The sequence below is a fragment of the Bacillus sp. F56 genome (assembly GCF_001748205.1).
GTDB lineage: Bacteria > Bacillota > Bacilli > Bacillales > Bacillaceae > Bacillus > Bacillus stercoris.
The window spans coordinates 470422-492477 of sequence record NZ_BDFC01000007.1 but is presented as its reverse complement, the minus strand read 5'-3'; the positions used below and the strand labels follow the sequence as shown (position 1 = coordinate 492477).

The window sequence follows — 22056 nt, the reverse complement described above, 5'->3', positions numbered from 1 at the left end:
AAGATTGATGAAGTCGCATATGTGCGGTTCGCGTCCGTCTATCGGCAGTTTAAAGATATAAACGTCTTTATCGACGAATTAAAAGACTTAATAAAGAAAGAGCGTTAAAAGAGCTAAGAGGATTCTTCTAGCTCTTTTCTCATGTGCAAAATTGGCATTTGATAGATATAAGAAACGGTGTAAAATGAAAGGTAGAAACAAATTCGGAAGGTTTGAGAATGTATGGCTGACTATTGGAAAGATGTACTGCCTGTAGACCCGTATGTGGTGAAAAGCAGATCGATGCTGCAGGATATTGACAGACAAATTATTACACAACTGTACCAGCCCTTAATCGGCCCTGTTGCATTCTCTCTTTATATGACATTGTGGGGAGAGCTTGAACAAAACCGTCTGTGGGGCGGAGAGTCCACACATAGACAGCTGATGGGGATGACACAGTCCAACTTAAAAACGATCCATCAGGAACAGGGGAAGCTCGAGGGCATCGGATTGCTGAAAGTATATATGAAAGAATCCGAGCGGCAGGAGCGCCTCTTTATATATGAACTCCTTCCGCCGCTCAGGCCAAATGAATTTTTTGAAGACGGCATGCTGAATGTTTTTCTGTACAATAGGGTCGGAAAGACGAAATATCAGCAATTAAAACAATTTTTTACGCACCCGGCCATTTCAGAAGATGCGAAGGACATTACGCGGCCGTTTAATCACGCGTTTGAATCGCTGCAGCCGAGTGAATGGAAGCTCACATCTGATATGGAGGAAACGGTAAGACTTGCCGAGGGGAACGAGTATACTTCTGTCGGACAGGCTCCGTCGTACACCATAACGGAGGATGTGTTTGATTTTGATTTGTTTTTAGCGGGACTTTCTGAGACGATGATTCCGAGAAAAGCGATGACCCAGCAGGTGCGGGACACAATCAAAAAGCTTTCTTATCTGTACGGAATTGACCCTTTGCAGATGCAAAATGTCGTGATGAGCGCAATTGATGAGCATGATGTCATTACGACGGAGGCATTAAGAAAAGCGGCCAGCGACTGGTATCAAATCGAAAGAAACGGACAGCTGCCCGATTTAGTGGAAAAAACACAGCCGGTGCATCTGCGTGAAGGCGAAAAACCGGCAGAAGAGGATTCTCTGGACGGGAAGCTGATCGCATTGCTGGAGACGATTTCTCCGAAGAAGCTTCTGCAGGACATTGCTGACGGAACAGAGCCGTCAAAAGCGGATCTGAAAATCATAGAAGAAATTATGTTCGAACAGAAACTCGAGCCAGGCGTCACAAATGTGTTAATTTATTATGTCATGCTGAAAACCGACATGAAGCTGTCGAAAAACTATATTCAAAAAATCGCGTCACATTGGGCACGAAAAAAGGTGAAAACGGTCAGGGAAGCGATGAAACTCGCGATAGAAGAGAACCGCCAATACCTTGAATGGGCTGAGGGAAAAACAAAGTCTTCGAAACGAAACCAAAAAGTGATTCGCGAAGAAAAGCTTCCTGACTGGATGAAAGAAAAAGAAACAGCGTCCGATTCAGAATCCGGACAGCAGAAGCTGCATCCGCAAGATTTGGAAGAACAGAAGAAAAAGATGATGGAAGAAATGCAAAAACTGAAAAAATACTCTGCCTATTAAAGACAGAGATGCGGGGTGAGGAATAGATGGAACCAATCGGCCGTTCCCTGCAGGGCGTAACCGGCAGGCCGGATTTTCAAAAACGTCTTGAACAAATGAAGGAAAAGGTCATGAAAGATCAAGATGTTCAAGCGTTTTTGAAGGAAAACGAAGAAGTGATTGACCAAAAAATGATCGAAAAGAGCTTAAATAAGCTTTATGAATATATCGAACAAAGCAAGAATTGCTCCTATTGTTCGGAAGACGAAAATTGCAACAATTTGTTGGAGGGCTACCATCCGAAGCTTGTTGTCAATGGGCGGTCTATTGATATCGAATATTATGAATGCCCAGTTAAACGGAAGCTCGACCAGCAGAAAAAACAAAAGTCTCTTATGAAAAGCATGTATATCCAGCAGGATCTTCTCGGTGCGACGTTCCAGCAGGTCGATATCAGTGACCCGAGCAGGCTCGCGATGTTCCAGCATGTTACAGATTTTCTGAAAAGCTATAACGAGACGGGAAAAGGCAAAGGACTATATTTATACGGGAAATTCGGGGTGGGAAAAACGTTTATGCTCGCTGCGATTGCCAATGAGCTGGCTGAAAAAGAATATTCATCCATGATTGTCTATGTGCCCGAATTTGTGAGAGAGCTTAAAAATTCCCTGCAAGACCAAACATTAGAAGAGAAGCTCAATATGGTAAAGACCACACCCGTATTGATGCTAGATGACATCGGAGCTGAATCAATGACAAGCTGGGTAAGGGATGAAGTCATCGGAACAGTGCTTCAACACAGAATGTCCCAGCAGCTGCCTACTTTCTTTTCTTCTAATTTCTCACCTGACGAGCTGAAGCATCATTTTACGTATTCGCAAAGGGGAGAAAAGGAAGAAGTAAAAGCGGCAAGATTAATGGAGCGGATATTATATTTGGCTGCTCCGATCCGCCTTGACGGAGAGAACCGCCGCCATCCGTAACTGCTGCGGTTCAAAGGGGAAGGAACTGAGGGTATGAAACGAAAAACCGCTTTTAAATGGCTGGCAGTGCTGGCAGGTGCAGGTTTAATCTTTTGGGGAAATAAAAGATATTTGAATATATCGCCGAAAGAGATCAGGATATGGGTATTGTCGTTCGGTGTTTTTGCTCCGCTGATGTTTATCGGGATATCCATCGTCAGGCCGCTCGTTTTATTTCCGGTGTCTGTTATTTCAATAGCGGGCGGACTTGCGTTTGGTCCGCTTCTCGGCACGTTTTATACGTTAGTCGGTTCAATGTGCGCTTCAGCTGTTTCGTTTTTTGCGGCCGGTTTGTTTGCGGCGAAAAAGAACGGCTATTATGAAAAGCTTGAAGCCATCCAGAAGCAAATGGAGGATAACGGATTTTTCTATATCTTCCTTTTAAGAATCCTGCCGATCAATTTTGATTTCGTCAGCTATGCGGCAGGCCTTTCCAATGTCAAAGCGATGCCGTATTTTGCGGCGACGGCTGTGGGAATCATCCCTGGGACCATTGCGCTGAATGTTCTGGGAGCGAGCTTTTTGTCTGGTAATCTGCCAGCTTTCTTTCTTGTTCTCGCTCTGTATATCGTGTTTATTTCGCTGCCATTAATCTTCAGAAAGAAAATGCAAAACTTGTTCCAGGAATCAAATTAAGATTTGCCAGTGACCTTTACGTCTATTTTAAAAACATCCCCCATATACTTGTAACAGATGCCGTAAGGGGGGACAAACATGCTTGAAATAATCTTTGAAGATGACCATGATGCATCCGCTTTTTTACATCTCATTCAGCATTCGGACGATCGGAACAATATCATTGTCCGTGAAGGCATACGAAAAATCGGGATTAAAAAAGCGAAGCCGGCTTTCTCTATTCAACGTTTTATGGAGCCGATTCTGGTCAAATTTTTTTTGGAATGCAAAGAAGACGAGCATATGCTGTCATTGATTGAGGAAACATATTGTTTCACTGACCAGGATGAACAGCAGCAAATTCTTCAGCTCGCACACAGTATTATTGAAGGTGAAGCAGACGATCTTCAGTTTGAGCCGCTGAAGCTTTCACGGAAACAATCTATTTTGGATGAACTCCAAACGATCTGTTTAGAGGAAGGCGTATTTTACATTCGCTCTTTTCAGACCTTCCGGCTTGGATCATACTATAAGCAGCTGAGAGATATTACAGAAGCAGCGATTGATGAATATAAGATGGAACAGGAATATCAAAACTTTATTCAAACACTCAGAGACTATGTAAACGCCAAACAGCCGCGTATCAAAAAAGTGCATATTGTCCATGATGGTTCCTTTACATTATGGGAGCTGCGCTATGTGCCGGAACGGGAAAAAATGAAATACATAGACAGGCGGTTTGTCCGGGATCATCCTATGTATATTGATTCTCATTTGCTCGCGCCTCTGATTTCCATTGCGCCTGATGAAGTCGTGCTTTATACCGACCAGCCCGAGCACATGATGGCAAGGACCATTCAAAACGTGTTTCAAGAAAGAGTGGAAATGCTCCCGCTGCACGCTTTTTCAGATGCAGAAACAACGGTGAAGCAATCGGAAGGATAAGGGCCGGCAGCCTGTATATATAAGGCTGTCGGTTTAAAAAAAGGAAACGCGGCCGTGTTGATTTTTTGGATTGAACAATTTATAATACATAGGAGATTAAGAAAGACACACGTATTGATAAGGACACGAAGGAATGATACCGGCTCAAAGAGAGGGAAGCCCCGGCTGCAAGCTTCCCAGCTAAGGACCATTCGCTTTACCGCCTTTGAACTTCAGCTGTGAACCCCTTGAAAAGGAACAGTAATGGCTGACGGGAACTCCCGTTACAGAGCTTAGAGCCGCAGGTGCCGTATTGGCTTTGCGGAAAAAAGGGTGGAACCACGATTCCGTTTATTCAACCTCGTCCCTTTCATAGGGGGCGGGGTTTTTTATATGCAAAAAAAGGAGTGACAAAGATGTCAGATATGGTAAAAATCACATTTCCTGATGGAGCAGTCAAGGAGTTTGCGAAAGGAACAACAACAGAAGATATCGCGGCATCCATCAGTCCGGGCTTAAAGAAAAAATCATTAGCCGGAAAACTGAACGGAAAAGAAATCGATTTGAGAACGCCGATCAATGAAGACGGTACAGTGGAAATCATTACAGAAGGCTCGGAAGAAGGTCTTCAAATTATGCGCCATAGTACGGCTCACTTGCTGGCTCAAGCGATTAAACGCATCTACAAGGATGTTAAATTCGGCGTCGGTCCGGTTATCGAAAACGGTTTTTACTACGATGTAGAAATGGACGAAGCGATTACACCGGAGGATCTGCCGAAAATCGAGAAAGAAATGAAAAAAATCGTCAATGCGAACCTTCCGATCGTTCGAAAAGAAGTCAGCCGTGAAGAAGCGAAAGCCCGTTTTGCGGAAATCGGTGACGACCTGAAGCTTGAACTATTGGATGCGATTCCTGAAGGAGAAACCGTTTCGATCTATGAGCAAGGCGAATTCTTTGACCTGTGCCGCGGCGTCCACGTTCCTTCAACTGGGAAAATCAAAGAATTTAAGCTGTTAAGCCTTGCAGGCGCATACTGGCGCGGTGACAGCAAAAACCAAATGCTTCAGCGCGTATATGGTACAGCTTTCTTCAAAAAGGCTGATCTTGAAGAGCATCTTCGTATGCTAGAAGAAGCGAAAGAACGCGACCACAGAAAGCTCGGCAAAGAATTAAAGCTGTTTGCGAACTCTCAGAAAGTCGGACAAGGCCTGCCGCTTTGGCTGCCAAAGGGCGCAACAATCCGCCGCGTCATCGAGCGCTACATTGTCGATAAAGAAATCAGCCTTGGCTATGAGCATGTGTATACACCTGTGCTCGGCAGCAAAGAGCTGTATGAAACATCAGGGCATTGGGACCATTATCAGGAAGGCATGTTCCCTCCGATGGAAATGGACAATGAAACACTTGTATTGCGTCCGATGAACTGCCCGCACCATATGATGATTTACAAACAAGACATTCACAGCTACCGCGAGCTTCCGATTCGGATTGCGGAGCTGGGAACGATGCACCGCTATGAAATGTCAGGTGCGCTGTCAGGGCTTCAGCGCGTACGCGGAATGACGTTAAACGATGCACACATCTTTGTGCGCCCGGATCAAATTAAGGATGAGTTTATCCGTACGGTCCGTTTAATCCAGGATGTATATGAGGATTTCGGTTTAAGTGATTACACATTCCGTCTGTCTTACCGCGATCCGGAAGATACAGAGAAATATTTTGATGACGATGAAATGTGGAACAAAGCGCAATCCATGTTGAAAGAGGCAATGGACGAAATCGGCCATGACTATTACGAAGCAGAAGGTGAAGCGGCATTCTACGGCCCTAAACTTGATGTTCAAGTAAAAACTGCAATCGGCAAAGAAGAAACATTGTCTACGGTTCAGCTTGATTTCTTATTGCCGGAACGTTTCGATCTGACATACATCGGTGAAGACGGCAAGCAGCACCGTCCGGTTGTCATTCACAGAGGCGTCGTCTCAACAATGGAACGCTTTGTCGCCTTCTTAATTGAAGAACACAAAGGCGCACTGCCGACATGGCTTGCACCGGTTCAGTTCCAAGTCATCCCGGTTTCTCCGGCTGTGCATTTAGACTACGCGAAAAAAGTGCAGGAACGCCTGCAGCGTGAAGGTCTGCGTGTTGAGGTCGACAGCCGCGATGAAAAAATCGGCTACAAAATCCGTGAAGCACAAATGCAAAAAATCCCGTACATGCTGGTGGTCGGTGACCAAGAAGCAGAAAACGGCGCGGTAAACGTGCGGAAATACGGTGAACAGAACTCTGAAACGATTTCTCTTGATGAGTTTGTCAAAAAGGCAGTAGCTGAAGCGAAAAAATAAAATAAAAAAGCATGATCTCATTGAAGAGATCATGCTTTTTTATTTCTCTAATATAGGAAACAAATCATGAAGGCTGCTGATGATGTAATCAGGCGATACGTCAGTTTCGTTTTTCTTATCCGTCCGGTTGATCCAAACGGTTTTGATTCCGGCTCTTGAAGCGCCTAAAATATCAGTATTCAAATTATCGCCGACCATGATGGCATCGTCTTTTTCAATATTCATCAGCTTAAGGCAATGTTCAAAAATGGAAACATCCGGCTTGCCCTTGCCGAATGCGCCAGAGATGACAATTTCATTGAAGTAAGGGGCGAGCTCAGGCACACCGGCAAGCTTCTCCTTTTGCAGACTCGGATCGCCATTAGTCAAAAGCAATAATTCATATTTGCCTTTTAATTGATCGAGTACAGCAAATGTTTCATCATATACAAACGGGCGTTTTCTGCGCTCTGCCGCAAAAAACTCTCCCAAGTATTCGCCATATGCAGGATCATCGATCCCAAGCGCTTTAAGTCCGTTTGTCCACGCATTTCTTCTGTACTCCGGCACAATCTTGTTCAACTTTTCAAAGCCCTCGCTGATAGGCTCTGAGAAATTGGACCACAGTCCTTCAAACGGGTTAATGCCGATCATCACTGTATATGGATACGTCTCATATGACATGTACAATTCTCTCGCCGCTTCGCGAACAGCTGCTTCGAATTCCTCCGGGTCAAGGCCATATTTTTTCTCTGCCTGTGAGCAAGTTTCTGCAAATGTTGTTCTGACGCTTTTTTCGTCCCAAAGTAGTGTATCATCTAAATCAAAAAATACGGCTTTCATGATCTTCTCCTCTGCTTCAGATTCAAATCTTTCTGCCAAAAGGCTCATGTTTTATTTTACAATAGATAAAAGCCTTGTGAAATATGTTTTCAGATGATTTTAAAAAAACAGTCAGCCGCAAAACGAAAACATGCTAGAATGAAAACGGAAAGAACAGGTGACATGAATGATTCATTTGATGATTATGATGCTTGAGAGGGTAGGGATTATTGTTATATTAGGGTTCATTCTCGCCCATACGAAACTTTTCAGACAAGCTCTTCAGAATCCGGACGGCTATAAAGGAAAAGCGGTTTTGATTTCTATTTTTTCTCTTTTCAGCATCATCAGTAATTATACAGGTATCGAAATTCAAAGAAATATGATCGTAAACAATGACTGGGTGCTTACGATAGATCCATCGGGCTCTATCGCGAATACCCGTATTTTGGGTGTGGAAATCGGAGGCCTTCTCGGAGGTCCGTTTGTAGGGACTGGAATTGGCATACTGGCGGGCCTGCATCGTCTTTCACTCGGTGGCAGCACGGCCTTAAGCTGTGCCGTGTCATCCATTTTAGCGGGTGTTCTTGCAGGCTTGATCGGCAGGTATTTTACGAAGCGATATCGAATGCCGACACCGCGTATCGCCGCTCTTGTGGGAATCGGCATGGAGTCCCTGCAAATGCTCATTATTTTGCTGATGGCAAAGCCGTTCAGTGACGCTTGGGAGCTTGTCAGCATGATCGGGATTCCGATGATCCTGATCAATGGTACAGGCAGTTTTATTTTTCTGTCGATTATTCAAGCAATCATTCGCAAGGAAGAGCAGGCGAGGGCTCTCGAAACGCATCGAGTGCTGACGATTGCTGATCAGACACTGCCATTTTTTCGCCAAGGATTAAATGAAAACTCCTGTAAAAGTGTAGCGGCTATTATCCATAAGCTGACTGGAACAGATGCGGTGTCTCTCACTGATAAAGAAAAGATCCTTGCGCATGTCGGCGCGGGCATGGATCACCACATTCCATCAAAAAGCCTGATCACCGGCCTGTCCAAAAAGGTAATTAAAACAGGGCATATCATGAAGGCGATTTCGAAGGAAGAGATTGAATGCACGCATGCTGAATGCCCTTTGCACGCCGCAATTGTCCTGCCGCTGACATCGAACGGCAACACAATCGGCACCTTAAAAATGTATTTTAAAAGCCCGGCAGGCCTTAGCCAGGTAGAGGAGGAGCTTGCTGAGGGACTGGCCATGCTGTTTTCGACACAGCTTGAGCTTGGGGAAGCAGAGCTGCAAAGCAAGCTTCTCAAGGATGCTGAAATCAAGGCGCTTCAAGCACAGGTGAATCCGCATTTTTTATTTAATGCGATCAACACGATTTCTGCGCTCTGCCGCACAGATGTTGAAAAAACCCGCAAGCTCCTATTGCAGCTCAGTGTTTATTTTCGTTCAAACCTTCAAGGAGCGAGACAGCTGCTGATCCCGCTCTCAAAGGAGTTAAACCATCTTAACGCCTATTTGTCATTAGAACAGGCGCGTTTTCCCGGGAAATATAAAATTGAGCTCAATATCGACAGCAGACTGGAGCAGATTGAAATCCCTCCGTTTGTTTTGCAGGTGCTAGTCGAGAACGCGCTTCGGCACGCGTTTCCGAAAAAACAAGACATGTGCAAGGTTACAGTCTGTGTCATATCTGATAATGTGTCCGTCTATATGAAGGTGACGGATAACGGACGCGGAATACCGGCGGACGTCCTGCAGGAACTGGGGAAGAAGCCATTTCCGTCTAAGGAGGGAACCGGGACAGCGCTTTATAACCTAAATCAGCGGCTGATCGGTTTATTCGGACAGCAGGCTGCGCTGCATATCAGCAGTGAGGTTCATAAAGGGACAGAGGTTTCCTTTCAAGTGCCAATGCAACAGATGAAAGAGGGAGAAGAACATGCTCAGGGTGTTAATAGTTGATGATGAGATGCTGGCAAGGGATGAACTGGCTTACTTGCTTAAGCGGACCAATGAGGAAATGGAAATCAATGAAGCGGAAAATATTGAATCCGCTTTTGACCAAATGATGGATCAAAAACCTGATTTGCTGTTTTTAGACGTTGATTTATCCGGAGAGAACGGTTTTGATATCGCAAAGCGATTGAAGAAAATGAAGCATCCTCCTGCTGTTGTGTTCGCGACAGCGTATGACCAGTATGCGCTCAAAGCGTTTGAAGTGGACGCTCTTGATTATTTAACCAAGCCTTTCGATGAGGAAAGAATTCAGCAAACACTGAAAAAATACAAAAAAGTCAATCGGGATATTGTCGAAACAGATCAAAACAGCCATGCCGGGCAGCATAAGCTCGCGCTATCTGTGGGTGAATCGATTGTGATCGTGGATACGAAGGACATTATCTATGCTGGAACAGAGGATGGCCATGTTAATGTAAAAACCTTCGATCATTCTTATACGGTCAGCGAGACGCTTGTTGTGATAGAGAAAAAGCTTCCGGATTCTGATTTTATCCGCGTCCATCGGAGCTTCGTCGTCAATACCGAATATATTAAAGAAATTCAGCCATGGTTTAATTCAACGTATAATCTGATCATGAAAGACGGATCGAAAATACCGGTCAGCCGGACATATGCGAAAGAATTGAAAAAGCTGCTCCATATTTGATGGGCGGCTTTTTGCATTTCAGCCATTTGATTCTGCAACTCAGGCCCGCTATTCGGCATGTTATCTTGTAAGCGCTTCATAATGGGAGATTCTTAATTATAATGAGGGTACCAAAGAGAAAGAGGTGAAGAAAATGAGTGCTAAAAAAGTGTATGGGTTTTTAACACAAGCATTTATTTTTGCCGTCATTATGCTGGTTTCGAATATGATTGCTGCTATTGTCCCAATACCTATCCCCGCATCGGTTGTAGGGTTGGTCTTATTATTTCTCCTATTATGTTTGAAAGTCATTAAACTGGAACAAGTGGAAACGCTCGGAACGTCTTTAACCTCTCTGATCGGATTTTTATTTGTTCCGTCAGGTATATCTGTTATGAATTCGCTTGGTGTGATGCAGCAATACGGCCTGCAAATTGTTCTTGTCATTCTGCTCGCAACGATTATTTTGCTGGGGGCTACGGGATTGTTTTCTCAGCTGATTCTTTCGCTGGGCGGAAAACGCAAAACCGCAGCGGACATGAAAACAAAAACAGTGCAGAGCCCGCAGAACAATAATGAACTTGTTCACCATTAAAGAAACAGGAGGTTCATCACATGGAAAGCACAATGAGTCCTTATTTTGGGATTGTCGTATCACTTGCTGCATTCGGCATCGGCACCTTTTTATTTAAGAAAACAAAAGGCTTCTTCCTTTTCACTCCTTTGTTTGTTGCCATGGTGCTTGGGATCGCATTTTTAAAAATCGGCGGTTTTTCCTACGCAGACTATAATAACGGAGGAGAAATCATTAAGTTTTTCCTAGAACCGGCGACGATCGCTTTTGCCATTCCTTTGTACAAACAAAGAGATAAGCTTAAAAAATACTGGTGGCAAATCATGGCCTCCATTATTGCCGGCTCTATCTGCTCTGTCACGATTGTTTATTTGCTCGCAAAAGGCATTCATCTCGATTCGGCCGTAATGAAAAGCATGCTTCCGCAGGCGGCTACAACGGCAATTGCGCTTCCTTTATCAAAAGGCATCGGGGGCATCAGCGACATCACAGCCTTTGCGGTCATCTTTAACGCTGTCATCGTATATGCGCTCGGAGCATTGTTCTTGAAGGTGTTTAAAGTAAAGAATCCGATTTCTAAAGGATTGGCTCTCGGAACATCCGGACATGCACTTGGTGTAGCGGTCGGGATTGAGATGGGAGAAGTTGAAGCTGCGATGGCGAGTATTGCGGTTGTCGTAGTAGGAGTGGTAACGGTTCTGGTCATCCCAGTGTTCGTGCAGCTGATCGGAGGATAAGCCAAGGCTGAATGCCTTGGCTTTTTTCGTTTATGGTGCGTGGGTGAGCGGTTCAGAAACTTTACATTCTGGTTGAGGATGAAAGATTTTCTTTTTCTCTCTTGCGCTCATAGAAAACCCATGTTACAATGTAAAAGTTGTTCCGGATAAGTCGTCCTTGACTAAAGATCCGGTATTGTGTAGAATAGTTATTGAATTGAATATAAATCACAAGCAGAAGCACCCGCTTCTCACCTGATTGACACATGCATGTAGTTGGCAGGTTGACCGTACATTTTTATTGATACAGATGTTCGTAGTGTGGGTGTTTTATAATGCCCACACTTTTTGTTTGCCTGCAGAATGCAGTCAAAATGAGTTGTGAATCAATTCGAAGAAACTATGGAGGTGGCTCATTATTAGCAAAGATCAATTGGTTAATGAGGGTATCCGTGCACGTGAGGTCCGTTTAATCGGACAAAATGGCGACCAGCTTGGAATCAAGTCCCGTCAGGAAGCACTTGAAATCGCCGGCCGCGCAAATCTTGACCTTGTGTTAGTTGCAGCGAATGCAAAACCGCCTGTCTGCCGAATCATGGACTACGGTAAGTTCCGATTTGAGCAGCAGAAAAAGGAAAAAGAAGCACGCAAGAATCAAAAAATCATTAACTTAAAAGAAGTTCGGTTAAGTCCGACAATCGATGAGCATGACTTTAACACGAAATTGCGCAATGCGATTAAATTCCTTGAAAAAGGCGATAAAGTGAAAGCTTCTATCCGCTTTAAAGGACGCGCAATCACTCATAAAGAAATCGGTCAGCGTGTGTTAGACCGTTTTTCTGAAGCATGTGCTGAGGTTGCGACTGTCGAAACAAAACCAAAAATGGACGGCCGCAGCATGTTCTTAATGCTCGCGCCGAAAAACGAAAAGCAATAAGGAGGAAATCCCATGCCAAAAATGAAAACTCACCGCGGATCTGCTAAACGTTTTAAAAAGACAGGTTCTGGGAAGTTAAAACGTTCTCACGCGTATACAAGTCACTTATTCGCTAACAAATCTCAAAAGCAAAAGCGTAAGCTTCGCAAGAGTGCTGTTGTAAGTGCAGGAGACTTCAAACGTATCAAACAAATGCTTGCTAACATCAAGTAATCGGATAAGGAACAATTAGGAGGGAAATTTAATGCCAAGAGTAAAAGGCGGAACTGTTGCGCGTAAGCGTCGTAAAAAGGTTCTTAAATTAGCAAAAGGTTATTTCGGTTCAAAACATACATTATACAAAGTAGCTAACCAGCAGGTCATGAAATCTGGAAACTATGCTTTCCGTGACCGTCGTCAGAAAAAACGTGATTTCCGTAAACTTTGGATCACTCGTATCAACGCAGCTGCTCGCATGAACGGCCTTTCTTACAGCCGTTTAATGCACGGTCTTAAGCTTTCTGGTATCGAAGTAAACCGTAAAATGCTTGCTGATCTTGCTGTAAACGATCTTACTGCATTCAATCAGCTTGCTGATGCTGCTAAAGCTCAATTAAACAAGTAATCATATAGAGCCGCTCTCCAGTAGAGCGGCTTTTTTATATAAAGGATGAGGCAACATGGTTATTGCAGTCTATTTGGTGTTGATGAATCTGTGCGGTTTTTGGGTGATGGGCGTTGACAAACGAAAAGCGCAGCAGCACAAATGGAGAATTTCTGAAGACCGGCTGTGGCTGATAGCCATCGTGTTTGGAGCGCTCGGTGTCTGGCTTGGCATGCAAACCTTCAGACATAAAACGAAACACGCTTCTTTTAAGTACGGAGTACCGCTCCTTCTGGTAATAGAAGCGATTCTCATTGGTATTTACTACAGTCCGTTTGATTTATAAAAAGCAGAAAAGCGTTTTAACGCTCTTCTGCTTTTTTTGCAAGTTTAATGGGCTGGTCCCAGTCAATTTTACAATTTGGATATCGTTCCAGCACTTTTTCTTCAATGTTCTCAAAATCTTTTGCAGAGAAATGCTTCAGCTTTTCAGGAGATTCTGTCCAGACAAAGATGGTGTGGATAAACAGAGGATGATCCTTGGAAGGAATATGCTTTTCTCCTTCAAAAAGCACGCCTTTATACGTCAGCTGAAAGTTCTTTCGGGTATTGTTCTGTTCATCGATAATATAAAAATGTTCTTTTGATTGGGCCAGCTTAAGCCTTCTCTTTGGATTCGCGACATATTTGACCACGGCATAAATACAATAAGCAAAAAGTGCAAGCAAAATAATCCTTAGAACCATGACAAACATTGTGTGAAGGCACCTCCCTTATTGTGATGATCTGATGTAATACGAAGAGCATAGAAAAAAGTTTCACTTTTTCTAAAAGAAAGTTCTAAAAACATATACCCGATTTTCAAGTGAAATAGTCGTATGGTTAGCGCCATGTTTTGTATAATAAGAATGCAGGACTGATGAAGGAGGGTTTGGAACATGGAAAAATTAGATAAAACATTGACCATGCTGAAAGATTTAACAGATGCAAAAGGCATTCCGGGCAATGAAAGAGAAGTAAGGCAAGTGATGAAATCATACATAGAACCATTTGCTGATGAGGTGACAACAGATCGCCTGGGCAGTTTAATTGCTAAAAAAACTGGTGCAGAAAACGGCCCGAAAATTATGATCGCCGGACATTTGGATGAAGTCGGCTTTATGGTGACACAAATCACAGATAAAGGCTTTATCCGTTTTCAAACCGTTGGCGGCTGGTGGGCTCAGGTTATGCTTGCCCAGCGCGTCACCATCGTCACAAAAAAAGGAGAAATCACAGGGGTTATCGGATCTAAGCCGCCTCATATTTTGTCTCCTGAAGCAAGAAAAAAATCAGTGGAAATAAAAGACATGTTTATTGATATCGGAGCTTCAAGCCGGGAAGAAGCCTTGGAGTGGGGCGTGCTTCCGGGAGATATGATTGTTCCGCATTTTGAATTTACGGTTATGAACAATGAAAAATTCCTGCTCGCAAAGGCTTGGGACAACCGCATCGGCTGTGCAATTGCAATTGATGTGTTAAGAAACTTACAAAACACTGATCATCCAAACATTGTGTACGGCGTCGGAACCGTGCAGGAGGAAGTCGGCCTGAGGGGAGCGAAAACGGCTGCACACACCATTCAGCCTGATATTGCGTTTGGGGTCGATGTAGGAATCGCAGGAGACACGCCTGGCATTTCCGAGAAGGAAGCGCAAAGCAAAGTGGGTAAAGGCCCACAGATTATCGTTTACGATGCATCTATGGTCTCTCACAAAGGTTTGCGCGATGCAGTTGTTGCTACCGCGGAAGAAGCAGGCATTCCGTACCAGTTTGATTCGATTGCCGGCGGCGGAACTGATTCGGGAGCCATCCATTTGACGGCAAATGGCGTTCCTGCGCTGTCCATTACTATCGCAACGCGCTACATTCATACGCACGCAGCCATGCTGCATCGTGATGACTATGAAAACGCCGTTAAGTTAATTACAGAAGTCATTAAGAAGCTAGATCGTAAAACGGTTGATGAAATTACCTACCAATAAAGATACGGAGGAATCCGCCTCAACAGGCGGATTCTATTTTTTTTGTCTGTACAAATTACAGCGGAGTGACTACAATAAAGAGGATACCGAAAATGTCCTGAACTTGAAGATCTACGATACCCAGCTCATTTAAAAGGAAGGGAGGGTAAACAATCTATTTTGTAAGCGCTTTCTAATCTAAGGGAGGATGAACAAAATTGAAAACAAAAAAAACATGGAAACGTTTCTTTCACTTTTCGAGTGCCGCTCTGGCTGCAGGTTTGTTATTCACTTCCGCTGCTCCCGCAGAGGCCGCGTTTTGGGGTGCATCCAATGAGCTGCTTCATGACCCGACTATGATTAAAGAGGGGAGCTCATGGTATGCGCTCGGCACAGGGCTTACGGAAGAACGGGGACTGCGGGTGTTGAAATCTTCAGACGCTAAAAATTGGACCGTACAAAAATCTATTTTCAGCACACCGCTATCGTGGTGGTCCAATTACGTGCCGAATTACGAGCCGAACCAATGGGCGCCGGACATCCAATACTATAACGGAAAGTACTGGCTGTATTATTCTGTTTCTTCTTTTGGAAGCAATACATCTGCCATTGGCCTGGCATCTTCCACAAGCATCAGTTCGGGGAGCTGGAAAGACGAGGGCTTGGTGATTCGTTCGACAAGCTCAAATAATTATAACGCCATTGATCCGGAGCTGACATTCGACAAGGATGGCAACCCGTGGCTCGCGTTCGGCTCTTTTTGGACCGGCATTAAGTTGACCAAGCTTGATAAGAATACGATGAAGCCTACAGGCTCGCTCTATTCGATTGCATCCAGACCGAATAATGGCGGTGCATTGGAAGCCCCTACTCTTACGTATCAAAATGGTTACTACTATTTAATGGTTTCATTTGATAAATGCTGTGCCGGCGTAAACAGTACGTACAAAATTGCTTACGGAAGATCTAAAAACATTACAGGCCCTTATCTTGATAAAAGCGGAAAAAGCATGCTCGAAGGCGGAGGCACCATTTTGGATTCGGGCAATGATCAATGGAAAGGACCTGGAGGCCAGGATATTGTAAATGGAAACATTCTTGTTCGCCATGCCTATGATGCCAATAATAACGGCATTCCGAAGCTTCTTATCAATGATTTGAATTGGAGCTCTGGCTGGCCGTCCTATTGAATCAAAAAGCCGGGGCAGAGCCCGGCTTTTTTTAAAAGAAAAGATTGACAGTGTAATAGTCAATTACTATAATGAAGTTGTTCGTACAAATTATTATTTATAGGTTTGTTTTCTATCATTAGTACGTATCTTTTTTTCTTGTGTTTGAAAGCGTTTTATTTTATGGGAAAGGGGCAGTTTACATGCTTCAGACAAAGGATTATGAATTCTGGTTTGTGACAGGAAGCCAGCACCTATACGGGGAAGAAACGCTGGAACTGGTGGATCAGCATGCGAAAAACATTTGTGAGGGGCTCAGCGGGGTTTCTTCCAGATATAAAATGGTTCATAAGCCCGTCGTCACTTCACCGGAAACGATTAGAGAGCTGTTAAGAGAAGCGGAGTACAGTGAGACGTGCGCTGGCATCATTACATGGATGCACACATTTTCCCCTGCAAAAATGTGGATAGAAGGCCTTTCCTCTTATCAAAAACCGCTTTTGCATTTGCATACCCAATATAATCGCGATATTCCGTGGGGTACGATTGACATGGATTTTATGAACAGCAACCAATCCGCGCATGGCGATCGAGAGTACGGTTACATCAACTCGCGAATGGGGCTTAGCCGAAAAGTCATTGCCGGCTATTGGGATGATGAAGAAGTAAAAAAAGAAATGTCCCAGTGGATGGATACGGCGGCTGCATTAAATGAAAGCAGACATATTAAGGTTGCCAGATTTGGAGATAACATGCGTCATGTCGCGGTAACCGACGGAGACAAGGTCGGAGCGCATATTCAATTTGGCTGGCAGGTTGACGGATATGGCATCGGAGATCTTGTTGAAGTGATGAATCGCATTACGGACGACGAAGTTGACACGCTTTATGCGGAGTATGACAGATTATATGTGATCAGCGAGGAAACAAAACGTGACGAAGCAAAGGTAGCGTCCATTAAAGAGCAGGCGAAAATTGAACTAGGCTTAACCGCTTTTCTTGAACAAGGCGGATACACAGCGTTTACGACATCGTTTGAAGTGCTGCACGGAATGAAACAGCTGCCGGGACTTGCCGTTCAGCGCCTGATGGAGAAAGGCTACGGTTTCGCCGGTGAAGGGGATTGGAAGACAGCGGCCCTTGTACGGATGATGAAAATCATGGCCAAAGGAAAAAGAACTTCCTTCATGGAAGATTACACGTACCATTTTGAACCGGGAAATGAAATGATTCTGGGCTCTCACATGCTTGAAGTGTGTCCGACTGTCGCTTTGGATCAGCCGAAAATCGAGGTTCACCCGCTTTCGATCGGCGGCAAGGAGGACCCTGCGCGTTTTGTATTTAACGGCATCAGCGGTTCGGCCATTCAAGCCAGCATTGTTGATATTGGCGGGCGTTTCCGCCTTGTGCTGAATGAAGTCAACGGCCAGGAAATTGAAAAAGACATGCCGAATCTGCCGGTGGCCCGAGTTCTCTGGAAGCCGGAACCGTCATTGAAAACAGCAGCGGAGGCATGGATTGTAGCCGGCGGCGCACACCATACCTGCCTGTCTTATGAACTGACAGCGGAGCAAATGCTTGATTGGGCGGAAATGGCGGGGATCGAAAGTGTTCTCATTTCCCGTGATACGACAATTCATAAACTGAAACACGAGTTAAAATGGAACGAGGCGCTTTACCGGCTTCAAAAGTAGAGGGGGATGTCACATGGCTTACACTATAGGGGTTGATTTTGGAACTTTATCTGGAAGAGCAGTGCTGGTTCATGTCCAAACAGGGGAGGAACTTGCGTCTGCTGTAAAAGAATACAGGCATGCTGTCATTGATACCGTCCTGCCCAAAACGGGCCAAAAGCTGCCGCGCGACTGGGCGCTGCAGCACCCTGCTGATTACCTCGAAGTCTTGGAAACAACCATTCCGTCTTTACTTGAACAGACGGGCGTTGAACCAAAAGACATTATCGGGATTGGGATTGATTTCACGGCATGTACAATCCTTCCTATTGACAGCATTGGACAGCCGTTGTGCATGCTGCCTGAATATGAAGAGGAGCCGCACAGCTATGTGAAGCTCTGGAAGCATCATGCGGCACAAAAACATGCTGATCAGCTCAATCAAATCGCGGAAGAAGAAGGAGAGGCTTTTTTACAGCGGTACGGAGGAAAAATTTCTTCAGAATGGATGATTCCAAAGGTCATGCAAATAGCTGAGGAAGCGCCTCACATTTATGAAGCGGCTGACCGGATCATCGAGGCTGCGGACTGGATCGTGTACCAGCTGTGCGGCTCGCTCAAGCGAAGCAACTGTACTGCAGGGTATAAAGCGATTTGGAGTGAAAAAGCGGGATATCCGTCAGATGTTTTTTTTGAGAAATTAAACCCTTCAATGAAAACGATTACAAGAGATAAATTGGCAGGGCCGATTCATTCAGTAGGGGAAAAAGCCGGCGGCCTGACTGACAAAATGGCAAAGCTGACAGGGCTTCTTCCGGGAACGGCTGTTGCGGTTGCCAATGTGGATGCTCATGTTTCCGTGCCGGCGGTCGGCATCACAGAGCCAGGGAAAATGCTGATGATTATGGGAACCTCAACGTGCCATGTTCTTCTTGGTGAAGAGGTGCATATCGTTCCAGGGATGTGCGGCGTTGTGGACAACGGAATTCTCCCGGGCTATGCGGGATATGAAGCCGGACAGTCCTGTGTTGGCGATCATTTTGACTGGTTTGTGAAAACGTGTGTTCCGCAAGCGTATCAAGAGGAAGCAAAGGAAAAAAACATTGGTATTCATGAGCTGCTGAGTGAGAAAGCAAACCATCAAGCGCCGGGTGAAAGCGGCCTGCTTGCTTTAGATTGGTGGAATGGCAACCGTTCAACTCTTGTTGATGCAGATTTAACAGGGATGCTGCTTGGCATGACCCTGCTGACGAAGCCTGAAGAGATTTATAGAGCGTTAGTTGAAGCGACAGCCTACGGAACACAGATGATTATCGAAACGTTCAAAGAAAGCGGTGTTCCGATTGAGGAGCTGTACGCAGCCGGCGGAATTGCTGAGAAAAACCCGTTTGTCATGCAGATTTATGCGGATGTGACAAACATGGATATTAAAATCTCTGGGTCACCGCAAGCCCCAGCCTTAGGATCTGCCATTTTCGGCGCGCTAGCAGCAGGCAAAGAAAAAGGCGGATACGACGACATCAAAGATGCAGCGGCGAACATGGGAAAACTGAAAGATATATCTTATACGCCAAATGCCGAAAATGCCGCCGTCTATGAAAAATTGTACGCTGAATATAAAGAGCTGGTTCATTATTTCGGAAAAGAAAACCATGTCATGAAGCGTCTGAAAACGATCAAAAATCTTCAATTTTCATCTGCTGCCAAAAAGAATTGATAAAGGGTGATGGAGCATGCTTGAAACATTAAAAAAAGAAGTGCTGGCTGCCAACCTGAAGCTTCAGGAGCATCAGCTGGTAACCTTTACGTGGGGAAATGTCAGCGGCATTGACCGTGAAAAAGAAAGAATTGTCATCAAACCTAGCGGAGTCGAATACAGCGACCTGACAGCAGAGGACTTGGTTGTTTTGAACCTTGAAGGAGAAGTCGTCGAAGGCTCGCTTAAGCCTTCTTCAGATACACCTACCCATGTTTATTTATATAAAGCCTTTCCGAATATCGGGGGAATAGTCCATACCCATTCTCAATGGGCGACAAGCTGGGCGCAATCAGGCAGAGACATTCCGCCTTTAGGCACGACTCATGCTGATTATTTTGACAGTGCGATTCCGTGTACTAGAGAAATGTACGATGAAGAAATCATTCATGAGTACGAATTGAATACAGGAAAAGTCATAGCGGAAACCTTTCAGCATCATAACTACGAACAGATTCCAGGTGTGCTCGTGAATAATCACGGACCGTTCTGCTGGGGCACGGATGCCTTAAATGCCATTCATAACGCAGTTGTATTAGAAACGGTTGCCGAAATGGCCTATCACTCCATTATGCTGAACAAGGATGTAACCCCAATTAATACAGTCCTGCATGAGAAGCATTTTTATCGAAAACACGGAGCAAATGCGTATTATGGCCAGTCATGATACGCCTGTGTCACCGGCTGGCATTCTGATTGACTTGGACGGTACTGTATTCAGAGGAAATGAGTTGATCGAAGGAGCAAGAGAAGCGATCAAAACGCTTAGGAGAATGGGAAAGAAAATCGTCTTTTTAAGCAACCGGGGGAATATCTCCCGTGCCATGTGCAGAAAAAAACTTCTTGGAGCGGGGATTGAAGCGGATGTAAACGACATTGTTCTGTCGTCGAGTGTAACGGCGGCCTTTCTGAATAAACATTATCGTTTTTCAAAGGTATGGGTGCTTGGAGAACAAGGTTTGGTTGACGAGCTGAGACTGGCCGGTGTGCAGCGTGCGAACGAACCGAAGGAAGCGGATTGGCTCGTCATCTCCCTTCATGAAACGCTTACGTACAAAGATTTAAATCAAGCTTTTCAAGCGGCCGCCGGCGGCGCTCGTATCATTGCTACAAACAAAGACCGCTCTTTTCCAAACGAAGACGGAAATGCCATTGATGTGGCCGGAATGATTGGGGCGATAGAGGCTTCCGCTCAAGCGAAGACTGAACTTGTTGTCGGAAAGCCGTCATGGCTGATGGCTGAGTCTGCCTGTACAGCAATGGGGCTGTCCGCACATGAATGCATGATTATAGGAGACAGCATTGAATCTGACATTGCAATGGGAAAGCTTTATGGCATGAAAAGCGCCTTAGTGCTTACTGGTTCTGCGAAACCGGGAGAACAGCGTTTGTATACGCCGGATTATGTGCTGGAGTCCATAAAGGATGTAACCAAATTGGCTGAGGAGGGGATTCTGATATGAATCGTATCGCAGCTGACGTTCAGCGTGCTTTTGAACACGCCGGAGAAGAGACGTCTCCTATAGCAGTTGAAGAAATTGTTCTCGGTAAACAAGCAGCTGATTCGCTTTTGGATTATGTAAAACGAAAAAACTACAAACATATTGTCCTTGTTTGCGACGCGAATACACACCGCATTGCAGGAATTGATTTGGAAAACCGGCTGAATCAAGCAGGATTTCAGGCCGAGTGCCTGATCATTCCAGAAAATGAAGCCGGAGATGTGACAGCTGATGAACGATCGCTCATTCATGCGCTGATCCATACAAAACAAACAACGGATGTCATGATTGCAGTCGGTTCGGGCACGATTCATGATATCGTCCGCTTTGCGGCGTTTCAGAGAGATTTGCCGTTTATCTCTTATCCGACTGCTCCATCTGTAGACGGTTTTACGTCAGCCGGGGCGCCGATTATTTTATACGGCACGAAAACAACCATTCAAACGAAGGCCCCATCTGCGCTGTTCGCTGATCTGGATCTATTAAAAGCGGCACCGCAATCAATGGTGGCGGCTGGGTTTGGTGACATGCTCGGTAAAATAACATCTTTAGCAGATTGGGAAATATCCCGGCATCTTGCCGGCGAGCCTTATTCGCCAGCAGGAGCTAAGATCGTTCAAGAGGCGCTTGACGCCTGTATCGCACACACAGAAGAGATCGCGCTGAAAACGGAAATCGGCATACGGGTGTTGATGGAGTCTTTAATCGTATCGGGGCTTGTCATGCTGGCCTTAGATCATTCCCGTCCGGCATCAGGCGGCGAGCATCATATTTCACATTGGATTGAGATGGAGTTAATGGAGAAAAAACGGCCTCAGATTCTTCATGGGGCAAAGGTGGGCTGTGCCGCTGTTTTATTAACTGACACATACAGAAAGCTCGCAAAGGATGAGGGATTGAATGAATTTACACCAAGCCGGCGGCAATCCATCCAATCGGCTTATCAAACACTCCCGGAAGGAGAAGTGCTTGCTGATTGGCTGAGATCAGCCGGAGGCCCTGCGTATTTTGACGAAATCGGTGTCGGACAGGATTCCGTCAAAAATGCCTTCAGACACGCGCACACCTTAAGAGACCGCTGCACCGGATTAAGAATCATCAATGAAAACAAAACGCTGATCAATCATGGTCTATATGAATAGCCCGCACCTCGAATGGAAGG

General features: G+C 45.1%; 22 protein-coding genes, 1 pseudogene and 1 other annotated feature. Of the genes and pseudogenes, 21 read left to right on the top strand and 2 right to left on the bottom strand.

Annotated elements, in window-relative coordinates:
* The 6 genes and pseudogenes from nrdR to thrS form a co-directional block, all read left to right on the top strand.
* Positions 1 to 108, top strand: a pseudogene (gene nrdR, locus BFW96_RS21205) (transcriptional regulator NrdR); the annotation flags it as partial.
* A gap of 114 nt (positions 109 to 222) precedes the next feature.
* A complete protein-coding gene (gene dnaB / locus BFW96_RS13735; RefSeq protein ID WP_069839707.1) occupies positions 223 to 1641 on the top strand; it encodes a replicative helicase loading/DNA remodeling protein DnaB in 1419 nt (472 codons plus the stop codon).
* 26 nt (positions 1642 to 1667) lie between these two features.
* On the top strand, positions 1668 to 2603 hold the full coding sequence (dnaI, locus tag BFW96_RS13730; protein ID WP_014480531.1) for a primosomal protein DnaI: 936 nt from the start codon (positions 1668 to 1670) through the stop codon (positions 2601 to 2603).
* A gap of 33 nt (positions 2604 to 2636) precedes the next feature.
* Complete coding sequence (locus tag BFW96_RS13725) at positions 2637 to 3278, top strand: TVP38/TMEM64 family protein (protein WP_069839706.1); 642 nt, start codon at positions 2637 to 2639, stop codon at positions 3276 to 3278.
* A gap of 78 nt (positions 3279 to 3356) precedes the next feature.
* Positions 3357 to 4202 carry a putative sporulation protein YtxC gene (gene ytxC, locus BFW96_RS13720; protein ID WP_069839705.1) on the top strand — a complete coding sequence of 282 codons (846 nt, stop codon included), beginning with the start codon at positions 3357 to 3359 and terminating at the stop codon, positions 4200 to 4202.
* Positions 4203 to 4597: 395 nt separating this feature from the next.
* Positions 4598 to 6529, top strand: coding sequence for a threonine--tRNA ligase (thrS, locus tag BFW96_RS13715; protein WP_014480529.1), 1932 nt, complete (start codon positions 4598 to 4600; stop codon positions 6527 to 6529).
* 39 nt (positions 6530 to 6568) lie between these two features.
* Here thrS and BFW96_RS13710 read toward each other — a convergent pair whose 3' ends face one another.
* The gene (locus BFW96_RS13710) at positions 6569 to 7351 is read right to left on the bottom strand and encodes an HAD family hydrolase (protein ID WP_069839704.1); all 783 of its coding nucleotides are present in this window, start codon (positions 7349 to 7351) and stop codon (positions 6569 to 6571) included.
* A 166-nt stretch (positions 7352 to 7517) separates the two neighbouring features.
* Here BFW96_RS13710 and lytS point away from each other — a divergent pair, with 166 nt between their 5' ends.
* The 8 genes from lytS to BFW96_RS13670 all read left to right on the top strand — a co-directional run bounded on the left by lytS (position 7518) and on the right by BFW96_RS13670 (position 13137).
* On the top strand, positions 7518 to 9299 hold the full coding sequence (lytS, locus tag BFW96_RS13705) for a two-component system sensor histidine kinase LytS (protein ID WP_069839703.1): 1782 nt from the start codon (positions 7518 to 7520) through the stop codon (positions 9297 to 9299).
* Positions 9277 to 10002, top strand: a complete 726-nt coding sequence (gene lytT, locus BFW96_RS13700) for a two-component system response regulator LytT (protein ID WP_014664926.1) — start codon at positions 9277 to 9279, stop codon at positions 10000 to 10002. The genes lytS and lytT overlap by 23 nt, the downstream gene beginning before the upstream one ends.
* A gap of 133 nt (positions 10003 to 10135) precedes the next feature.
* Positions 10136 to 10576: an antiholin-like murein hydrolase modulator LrgA gene (gene lrgA, locus BFW96_RS13695; RefSeq protein WP_069839702.1), complete on the top strand. Its 441-nt coding sequence runs from the start codon at positions 10136 to 10138 to the stop codon at positions 10574 to 10576.
* A gap of 20 nt (positions 10577 to 10596) precedes the next feature.
* A complete protein-coding gene (gene lrgB / locus BFW96_RS13690; RefSeq protein WP_003229482.1) occupies positions 10597 to 11292 on the top strand; it encodes an antiholin-like protein LrgB in 696 nt (231 codons plus the stop codon).
* A gap of 205 nt (positions 11293 to 11497) precedes the next feature.
* Positions 11498 to 11628, top strand: a sequence feature (ribosomal protein L20 leader region).
* 58 nt (positions 11629 to 11686) lie between these two features.
* Positions 11687 to 12208 carry a translation initiation factor IF-3 gene (gene infC / locus BFW96_RS13685; RefSeq protein WP_010886591.1) on the top strand — a complete coding sequence of 174 codons (522 nt, stop codon included), beginning with the start codon at positions 11687 to 11689 and terminating at the stop codon, positions 12206 to 12208.
* Between the two features lie 12 nt (positions 12209 to 12220).
* Positions 12221 to 12421 carry a 50S ribosomal protein L35 gene (gene rpmI, locus BFW96_RS13680; RefSeq protein ID WP_003222418.1) on the top strand — a complete coding sequence of 67 codons (201 nt, stop codon included), beginning with the start codon at positions 12221 to 12223 and terminating at the stop codon, positions 12419 to 12421.
* 31 nt (positions 12422 to 12452) lie between these two features.
* Entirely contained in the window at positions 12453 to 12812 is a 360-nt protein-coding gene (gene rplT, locus BFW96_RS13675; protein ID WP_014114727.1) for a 50S ribosomal protein L20, read from the top strand.
* Positions 12813 to 12867: 55 nt separating this feature from the next.
* Complete coding sequence (locus BFW96_RS13670) at positions 12868 to 13137, top strand: DUF1294 domain-containing protein (RefSeq protein ID WP_040082184.1); 270 nt, start codon at positions 12868 to 12870, stop codon at positions 13135 to 13137.
* A 16-nt stretch (positions 13138 to 13153) separates the two neighbouring features.
* Here the strand turns inward: BFW96_RS13670 and ysdB are convergent, their stop codons facing one another.
* Positions 13154 to 13546 (bottom strand): sigma W pathway protein YsdB, encoded by a 393-nt coding sequence (ysdB, locus tag BFW96_RS13665; protein ID WP_003229493.1) that lies wholly within the window; start codon positions 13544 to 13546, stop codon positions 13154 to 13156.
* Between the two features lie 183 nt (positions 13547 to 13729).
* Here ysdB and BFW96_RS13660 point away from each other — a divergent pair, with 183 nt between their 5' ends.
* The 7 genes from BFW96_RS13660 (at position 13730) to egsA (ending at position 22036) form a co-directional block, all read left to right on the top strand.
* The gene (locus tag BFW96_RS13660) at positions 13730 to 14815 is read left to right on the top strand and encodes a M42 family metallopeptidase (RefSeq protein ID WP_069839701.1); all 1086 of its coding nucleotides are present in this window, start codon (positions 13730 to 13732) and stop codon (positions 14813 to 14815) included.
* Between the two features lie 197 nt (positions 14816 to 15012).
* A complete protein-coding gene (gene abnA, locus BFW96_RS13655) occupies positions 15013 to 15984 on the top strand; it encodes an arabinan endo-1,5-alpha-L-arabinosidase AbnA (protein ID WP_069839700.1) in 972 nt (323 codons plus the stop codon).
* Positions 15985 to 16166: 182 nt separating this feature from the next.
* On the top strand, positions 16167 to 17657 hold the full coding sequence (gene araA, locus BFW96_RS13650; RefSeq protein WP_069839699.1) for an L-arabinose isomerase: 1491 nt from the start codon (positions 16167 to 16169) through the stop codon (positions 17655 to 17657).
* A gap of 13 nt (positions 17658 to 17670) precedes the next feature.
* Positions 17671 to 19353 (top strand): ribulokinase, encoded by a 1683-nt coding sequence (araB, locus tag BFW96_RS13645; protein WP_069839698.1) that lies wholly within the window; start codon positions 17671 to 17673, stop codon positions 19351 to 19353.
* Positions 19354 to 19369: 16 nt separating this feature from the next.
* On the top strand, positions 19370 to 20059 hold the full coding sequence (gene araD / locus BFW96_RS13640; RefSeq protein ID WP_069839697.1) for an L-ribulose-5-phosphate 4-epimerase: 690 nt from the start codon (positions 19370 to 19372) through the stop codon (positions 20057 to 20059).
* A complete protein-coding gene (araL, locus tag BFW96_RS13635) occupies positions 20037 to 20855 on the top strand; it encodes a sugar-phosphatase AraL (RefSeq protein WP_083252888.1) in 819 nt (272 codons plus the stop codon). Before araD ends, araL begins: the two co-directional genes overlap by 23 nt.
* Positions 20852 to 22036, top strand: coding sequence for a sn-glycerol-1-phosphate dehydrogenase (gene egsA / locus BFW96_RS13630; protein WP_069839695.1), 1185 nt, complete (start codon positions 20852 to 20854; stop codon positions 22034 to 22036). Before araL ends, egsA begins: the two co-directional genes overlap by 4 nt.
* Positions 22037 to 22056: the final 20 nt, after the last annotated feature.